The following is a 7,750-nucleotide window of genomic DNA, read 5'->3' as shown; positions in this document are numbered from 1 at the left end:
CGCAGCGCGTGGTGGAGGGGGTTCCCACCGGCGGTTCAGCTTCAACAGGTTTACCCGCCGATTGGGGCGGTGACCCCCTCCACCATTGCTGCGCAATGGTCCCCCTCCCCCGATGGGGGAGGAACTGTCAATCAAACCGCCGCAGCCAGCCGTCCACCGCCGTCAGCCAGCGCTGCGGCTGGTCGACCTGGATGGCGTGGGCGGCGCCGGGGATGGTCTGGGCCTCGCCGCGCGGGATCATGCGGGCGAAGCGGCGGCAGGTCTCGGGCCTGGCGCTGTCGAACTGGCCGCCGAGGACCAGGGTCGGGGCGGCGATGCGGCGCAGGAGCGGGGCGCCGTCGTAGGCCTTGAGCTGGCCGGTGGCGCGGAACTCGTTGGGGCCCCAGAGGGCCTGGTAGAGCCGGGGGTTGAAGCCCATCGGCAGGCTTTGGCGATAGGCCTGGGCCCAGGCCGGGCGGCGCTCGATGGCGTTGAAGTGGTGGTAGAAGATGTCGGTCGCCGCCTCGCAGGCCGGGGTCGCGGCGGGCAGGGTCTCGCAGGCGGTCAGGGTGTCGCGCACGGGGCGCGGCAGGGTGGCGCGCAGGCGGTCGGCGTCGGCGATCCAGATGGCCGTCGAGACCAGCGGCCCCTGCAGGATCAGGCTGGCCAGGCCGGAGGGGCGGCGGGCCGCGTACTCGACAGCCAGCGTGCCGCCCCAGCTGTGGCCGAGGAAATGCAGGCGTTCGAGGCCAAGGGCCTGGCGGATAGGGTCGATCTCGGAGACGAAGCGGGGGACGGTCCAGTTCTTTGGGTCGCCGGGAGCGTCTGAGCGGCCGCAGTCGAGCTGGTCGTAGAGGACGATGGCGCGGTCGGCGCTGAGGGCGATGGCCTGCAGGTTGGCCGCATGGCTGCCGCCGGGGCCGCCGTGGGCCATCAGCAGCGGCGGGCGGGGGGCTTTCAGGTCGCCGTTGACGCGGACGTAGATCCGGCCGCCGGGGACAGGGACCATAAGCTCACGGTCCGGCGGCGGGACGGCGGTGAGTGGGGTCGGGGCGGCGTGGGCGGCGGGCGCGAGGGTGAGGGTCGCGGCGCCGGCGAGGAGACCGAGGGTGGTGCGGCGGGTGTGAAGAACGGTCATTGGAACCCCCACAAAGATCCGATCATCCCGACGAAAGTCGGGACCCAGTGTCCACCGGAACGAGGGCATTCGCTCTGATCAGCGCCAGCCTGTCTTTTGGTTTGCCAGCTGGGTCCCGACTTTCGTCGGGATGATCGGAAATAAAGGATGCCGTTGCAATTGAGCCCGTCTAGCCGTCCGCCAGCTTCCGAGCTTTGTCGGTGAGTTCATCCCAGGCCTGTGCCATCTCCGCCGTCCAGTCCTCGCCCAGGCTCTCGCGGACGACCTGCGCCACCACCGGGAAGAAGTCGGCGAAGACCTCGGGCGGGACGCCGAGGCCCTCGTGGTTGACCCGTTCGATGGCGATCAGGCGGGCGCCCTGCTGGCCGCCTTCGGCCAGGTCCATCAGGGCGTCGAAGGCCTGGGCCAGCATCTCGCCGCGGGCCGCGCCGGTGCGGTCGCCGACGAACAGGGCCTGCGCGTCCGGCCGGGCGGCGAACAGGCGGGCGTAGACCTGGGACGTCGGATCGCCCTGCCGCTCGGCGAGCTGCTCAAGGGACTGGCGGATGAGGTCGGCGGCCATGGCTGGCGCCATGGCATGGTTGCGGCCGGCTGGCGAGACTCAACCGCCGCTCGGAACCTTGGGCGCCGGTATTTCGGGAGCCTTGATGTTGACATCGACCGACTTCTTCTGGGTCAGGCCGCCGCCGAAAATCAGGAAGGCGCCGATGAGCACCACCAGCACCAGCAGGCCGCCGACCACGAAGGCCAGGCCTGAATTGCCCCCACTGTTTCCGTTCGCCATCTGATCCTCCTGCATCTGGCCCAGACCAAGCGCGGACCGGCGGGCTTGGTTCCGGTCCGCCGATGGATGACCCGTGAGGTAATCGACCCGCCTCCCTGCCTCCGCGAGGATCGCTTCAGGCCCCGGGATGGGGCGACCAGAGGATGGAGCGAGACGATGACCATGCAACTTTCGACCCTGCTGCGGCGGACCCTGGGGTTCGATGCGGCGACCTGCGCGGCGATGGGGGTGGCGATGACGGCCGGCGGCCTGCCGCTGGCCGGGATCACCGGCCTGCCGCCGGCCCTGCTGATGATGGCCGGCGTCGTGCTGCTGGCGGTGGCGGCGGTGATGGCCTGGCTGGCGCGGCGGTCCAGCGCCCCGGCCCCGATGGTCTGGCTGGTGCTGGGCGGCAACGCCGGCTGGGTGGCGGCCAGCGTCCTGCTGCTGGCCAGCGGCTGGGTGCGGCCAACCCTGGTCGGCGAGCTGTTCGTCATCGCCCAGGCTCTGGGCGTGGTGGGACTGACGGCGCTGGAATATCTCGGCTACCGGCGGAGCGACCCCGCCGCGATCGCCTGAAAAGCGAAAGGGCCCGCCGGTTTCCCGGCGGGCCCCTCGTTGTCATGACGGTGGGGACCCCCTCCGTCAGCCGCTACGCGGCTGCCACCTCCCCCGATGGGGGAGGAACATCAATTGCCGGGCAGCTTGCAGGGGCCGAAGGCCTTGCCCTGGGCGCAGGACAGGACTTCCACCGGCTTGGTCGAGCCGCGGGCGTAGCCGACGATGTAGGAGCCGGAATTGTCGGCGCAGTTGGCTTCCATGTAGACGGCGGCGTCGCTGGCCTTGTCCATCGGACGGGTCTCGCGGACCACGCAGGTGGAGTTGTCCTTGAACGACTTGATGTCCTTGGTGACCTGGGCGTAGCCGGGGTCCTTCTTGGTGAAGGAGCAGCGGTAGCCTTGCGCCTCGGCGATGGCGCAGGGGTAGACCACGCCGCTGGCCGCGCCCTTGAACTCGACGACGGCGCCGTCGGGACGGTCGTTGCACTTCAGCTCGACGATCTCTTTGCCGGGCACGTTGAAGATGCCGTACTGGGCGACGTCGCAGGTGAAGCCCACCTTGCCGGCCAGGCGGGTGTAGAGGGCGTTCTGCTCGGTCTTGGCGGCGCGGGAGTCGGTCATGGTGCAGCCGCCGCCAACGAAGTCAGCGTCGGCGCAGGCCACGGACTTGCCGTTCTTGCCGTCGCCCAGCTGCTCCAGCATGTAGCCGTCGCCGGCCTGGCAGGCGACTTCGAACCAGCTGGCGCCGGTGGTGGTGGTGAGGACGTAGCGCTTGTCCTTGACGGCGCAGGTCTTGCCCGAGCTGGCGACCAGGGCGTCGACGACGGCGAGCTGGCTGGCCCGGTCGGTCAGCTGGCAGGCGCGGGTGTCGGCGGCGTCGAAGCTGATGCAGGAGGTGGCCCGCACCTCACCCGACAGGTTGGCCGGCGAGGCGGTCTCGACCACGAAGCCCGTGCCGGGGCCGCAGGCGACCTCGATGTAGGTCTTGGTCGGGCTGGCGCCGATGTAGCGGTAGCCGGTCGGGTTGCAGGTCTTGCCGGCCTTGGCCAGGTAGGGGGCCAGCTGGCCCTGCAGGTTGGCGTTGCCGGCCAGCTTGCACTTCAGCGGGCTTTCGACTTCCTTCTCGCCCTGTTTGACCTTCTTCTCGGCGTCGAAGCAGGGGAACAGCTGGGGCGCCGGCTTGGCCGGGTCCTGGGCGACGATGTAGCCGAAGCCCTGGTCGCAGGCGACTTCGAAGTAGTTGGTCTTGGTCTTGCTGTCGGCGACCGTGAAACGGGCCTCGGTGATGTTGCAGGCCAGGCCGGCGGCCTTGGCCAGAGCCGGCGCCTCGGCCATGCCGCGGTCGCGATCCTTCTGGGAGATGGCGCCCGGGGCGGCCTTTTCTTCCTTCTTGGGAGCCGCGACGGTGACGGCGGAGGTGGCGAGCATCGCCAAGACGACAGCGGCGGCGACGCCGAAACGGTTGCGACTCATGTCTACCCGAGCTCCCTGGGGATAGGCTGTTGTTTCGGGGTTTAAACGCCCCGTTCCCGAAGCGGTCAAGATGCCTCCCTTAACCGGCGCAATTGCGGCGGCGGGCTGAACGCGGGATGATGGCCGCGTTCATCGGAGAGACACAGTGCACGACGGCGTGGAAGATATCTCGACGGAGCTGCGCAGGCCCAAGCTCGACTATCCGTTCGAGACCGTGCCGACGCCCGGTGCGGGCGATGCGGTGGAGGTGGCGCCGGGGGTGCTGTGGCTGCGCCAGCCGCTGGGCGGGCCACTGGGCTTCATCAACGTCTGGGCCCTGGCCGACGGCGAGGGCTGGTGCATCGTCGACACCGGCATGCAGACCCGCGAGACCTCGCAGGCCTGGCGCGAGGCCTTCAAGGGGGCGCTGGGCGGCAAGCCGATCACCCGGGTGATCGTCACCCACCTGCATCCCGACCATATCGGCCTGGCCGGCTGGATGACCCGCAAGTTCCAATGCCGGCTGTGGATGACACGGCTGGAGTATATCCAGTGCCGCATGCTGGTGGCCGATACGGGCCGCGAGGCGCCGGAGGACGGCCTGCGGTTCTACAAGGCGGCCGGCTGGGACGAGGACGCCATCGACAACTACCGGGCCCGCTTCGGCGGCTTCGGCAAGGCCATCTACCAGCTGCCCGACAGCTATCGGCGGATGACCGACGGCGAGACCATCCGCGTCGGCGACCACGACTGGAAGGTGATCACCGGCAACGGCCATTCGCCGGACCATGCCTGTCTGTGGTGTCCCGAGCTCAACCTGTTCATCAGCGGCGATCAGGTGCTACCGCGGATTTCCTCCAATGTGTCGGTGTTCCCGACCGAGCCGGACGGCGACCCGCTGACCGACTGGCTGAGTTCGCTGGCCAAGCTGAAGGCGCTGGTCCCCGAGGGCGTGCTGGTGCTGCCGGCCCACAACGACCCCTTCTATGGCGTCCACGCGCGGCTCGACCACCTGGCGGCGGGGCACGAACGTCAATTGGGCCGGCTGGAGAAGTCGATCTCCGAGGCGCCCAAACGGTCCATCGACGTGTTCGGCAGCCTGTTCGCGCGACCGATCGGGCCGGAGCTGATGGGCATGGCGACGGGCGAGAGCCTGGCCCACCTCAACTGCCTGATCGGGCGTGGCCGGGCGGTGGCGGAGACGGACGCCGACGGGGTGACCTGGTACCGGGCGGCGTGATGGCCCGCCGGCCCTCCGACATCTGGTTTGAAAGCATCGACCTCATCGACAACGCCCGGCGAGTGCTGCGCGAACGACCCGACAGCCGATCCCACTAGCCTGTCAGCGCGTATCGTTGTCGGCCAGGCCGGGGCGCATTGGCAGGTCGGCGCGATGGCGGTACGAAGGTTCAACAACAATGTTAGCGCTACCAGTGGAGGACAGCATGGGCCTGTCGGGACCATCGCGACGTGCGGTTCTGGCGGGAGCCGGGGGAGCCGCCCTGCCCTCGATGGGGTTCACCAAGGCGCGGCCGGCCAGGGCCCGGCTCTGGTACCGGCAGCCGGCGGCGCGCTGGGAAGAGGCGCTGCCGCTGGGCAACGGGCGGCTGGGGGCGATGGTGTTCGGCCGGGTCGGGCAGGAGCGGCTGCAGCTCAACGAGAGCACCCTGTGGGCGGGATCGCCCTACTCGCCGGCCAATCCCGACGCCCTGGAGACCCTGCCGAAGGTGCGGGCGCTGATCGCCGCCGGGCGTTATGTCGAGGCGACCGAGCTGGCCAGCGCCGGGGTCATGGCGAGGCCCTTGCGGCAGATGTCCTACGGGACCCTGGGCGATGTGCTGCTGACCTTCCCGGGCGCCCAAACTCCGACGGAATTCGAGCGCGAGCTGGACCTGGAGACGGCGATCGCCACGACCCGGTTCCGCAACGCGGCGGGCGAGGTGCGGCGGGAGGCCTTCGTCTCGGCGGTCGACCAGGTGGTCGTGCTGCGGCTGGAGGCGAGCGGCGGGACGATCGATTTCGACCTTGAGCATCGCGGGCCCCGCAAGGTCAAACACATCGATCCGGACTACAGCGGCTCGGCGACGCCGCTGGTCGCCGAGACGACGGTCGACTGGCTGGGGGCCGAGGCGGGCGGCGAGCCCCGCCCCGGCATCGCCATCGCCGCCGATGGCCAGGCGGCCCTGCTGATCACCGGCCGCAACGAGGCCGGCGAAGCGACCCCGGCCGGCCTGACCTGGGCCCTGCGCATCGAGGCGCTGTCGGACGGCCAGGTGACGGTCGAAGGCGGCCGGCTGACGGTGCGGGGGGCGAAGGCCGTCACCCTGCTGCTGACGGCGGCGAGCAGCTATGTGAACTATCAGGACGTGAGCGGCGATCCGGTCGCGCAGGTTCGCCGCCAGGGCCAAGCCGCCGCCGCCAGGCCCTATGCGGCGCTGCGCCGGGACCACATCGCCGATCACCAGGCGCTGTACGGGACGGTGACCCTGGACCTGGGCCGCACCGCCGCCGCGGCCGCGCCGACCGACACCCGCATCGCCGCCGCCGAGACCGCCGACGACCCCGATCTGGCCGCCCTCTATTTCCGGTTCGCCCGCTACCTGCTGATCGCCGCCTCGCGGCCGGGCGGCCAACCGGCCACCCTGCAGGGCCTGTGGAACGAGGGGACCAACCCGCCCTGGGGCAGCAAGTACACGATCAATATCAACACCGAGATGAACTACTGGCCGGCCGATCCGGCGGGCCTGGGCGCCTGCGTCGAGCCGCTGCTGCGCATGGTCGAGGAGCTGGCCGTGACCGGGGCGGAGACGGCCAGGATCATGTACGGCGCCCAAGGCTGGGTGGCGCACCACAACACCGACCTGTGGCGGGCCGCCGCGCCGATCGACGGGCCAAAGTGGGGGATGTGGCCCTGCGGCGGGGCCTGGCTCTGCAACAGCCTGTGGGACCATTACGACTACGGCCGCGACCGCCGCGTGCTGGAGCGGCTCTATCCGCTGATGGCCGGGGCGTCGCGGTTCTTCCTCGACACCCTCATCGAGGATCCGCAAGGCCGGGGCCTGATCACCTCGCCGTCGATCTCGCCGGAGAACCAGCATCCGTTCGGCTCGTCGCTGTGCGCCGGGCCGGCCATGGACCGGCAGATCCTGCGCGATCTGTTCGACAACACCGCCCAGGCGGCCGCCCTGCTCGGTCGCGACGAGGCCTTCGCCAGCCGGGTCGCGGAGGCGCGGGCGCGGCTGGCCCCGGACCGGATCGGCAAGGCCGGCCAGCTGCAGGAATGGCTGGAGGACTGGGACGCGGCGGCGCCGGAACAGAACCACCGGCACGTCTCCCACCTCTACGCCGTCTATCCGAGCAGCCAGGCCAATGTCCGCGACACCCCGGCCCTGGTCGAGGCGGCCAAGACCAGCCTGCGCAGGCGCGGCGACCTGGCGACCGGCTGGGGCACGGCCTGGCGGCTGTGCCTGTGGGCGCGGATGGGCGAGGGCGACCACGCCCATGAGGTGCTGAAAGCCCTGACCGGACCCCAGCGCACCTACCCCAACATGTTCGACGCCCACCCGCCGTTCCAGATCGACGGCAACTTCGGCGGGGCGGCGGGAATCCTGGAGATGCTGGTCCAGTCCTGGGGCGGCGAGGTGCTGCTGCTGCCGGCCCTGCCGACGGCCTGGCCGTCGGGGACGCTGAAGGGCGTGCGGGCGCGGGGCGGGCTGACGCTGGACATCAGTTGGCGGCGGGGCCGGCTGGCGAGGCTGGAGATCAGCGGGCCGGCCGGTGCGACGGTGGCGCTGCGGTATCGGGGCGCGTTGGAGACGGTGGTGTTGGACGGGCGCGGGCGTTACCGCCGAACGTGAG

The 7,750-nt window shown here is 70.5% G+C and carries 7 protein-coding genes; 3 read left to right on the top strand and 4 right to left on the bottom strand.

Going from position 1 to position 7,750, the window contains the following annotated elements:
* Window positions 1–127: 127 nt before the first annotated feature.
* The 3 genes from AC1RSK_RS23380 to AC1RSK_RS23370 form a co-directional block, all read right to left on the bottom strand.
* Complete coding sequence (locus AC1RSK_RS23380; protein WP_492910095.1) at window positions 128–1,117, bottom strand: proline iminopeptidase-family hydrolase; 990 nt, start codon at window positions 1,115–1,117, stop codon at window positions 128–130.
* 169 nt (window positions 1,118–1,286) lie between these two features.
* On the bottom strand, window positions 1,287–1,679 hold the full coding sequence (locus AC1RSK_RS23375; RefSeq protein ID WP_492910094.1) for a globin: 393 nt from the start codon (window positions 1,677–1,679) through the stop codon (window positions 1,287–1,289).
* A gap of 39 nt (window positions 1,680–1,718) precedes the next feature.
* A complete protein-coding gene (locus AC1RSK_RS23370; RefSeq protein ID WP_492910093.1) occupies window positions 1,719–1,901 on the bottom strand; it encodes a hypothetical protein in 183 nt (60 codons plus the stop codon).
* Window positions 1,902–2,057: 156 nt separating this feature from the next.
* On the opposite strand from AC1RSK_RS23370, the gene AC1RSK_RS23365 reads away from it, so the two are divergent.
* On the top strand, window positions 2,058–2,459 hold the full coding sequence (locus tag AC1RSK_RS23365) for a hypothetical protein (protein ID WP_492910092.1): 402 nt from the start codon (window positions 2,058–2,060) through the stop codon (window positions 2,457–2,459).
* Between the two features lie 110 nt (window positions 2,460–2,569).
* On the opposite strand, the gene AC1RSK_RS23360 is transcribed toward AC1RSK_RS23365, so the two are convergent.
* A complete protein-coding gene (locus AC1RSK_RS23360) occupies window positions 2,570–3,913 on the bottom strand; it encodes a hypothetical protein (RefSeq protein WP_492910091.1) in 1,344 nt (447 codons plus the stop codon).
* A gap of 145 nt (window positions 3,914–4,058) precedes the next feature.
* On the opposite strand from AC1RSK_RS23360, the gene AC1RSK_RS23355 reads away from it, so the two are divergent.
* Window positions 4,059–5,132 (top strand): MBL fold metallo-hydrolase, encoded by a 1,074-nt coding sequence (locus AC1RSK_RS23355; protein ID WP_492910090.1) that lies wholly within the window; start codon window positions 4,059–4,061, stop codon window positions 5,130–5,132.
* 271 nt (window positions 5,133–5,403) lie between these two features.
* Window positions 5,404–7,749 (top strand): glycoside hydrolase family 95 protein, encoded by a 2,346-nt coding sequence (locus AC1RSK_RS23350; protein ID WP_492910089.1) that lies wholly within the window; start codon window positions 5,404–5,406, stop codon window positions 7,747–7,749.
* Window position 7,750 lies beyond the last annotated feature (1 nt).

This window comes from Caulobacter sp. GW821-FHT11A05 (assembly GCF_058809015.1).
This window is presented reverse-complemented; position numbering and strand designations above follow the sequence as displayed.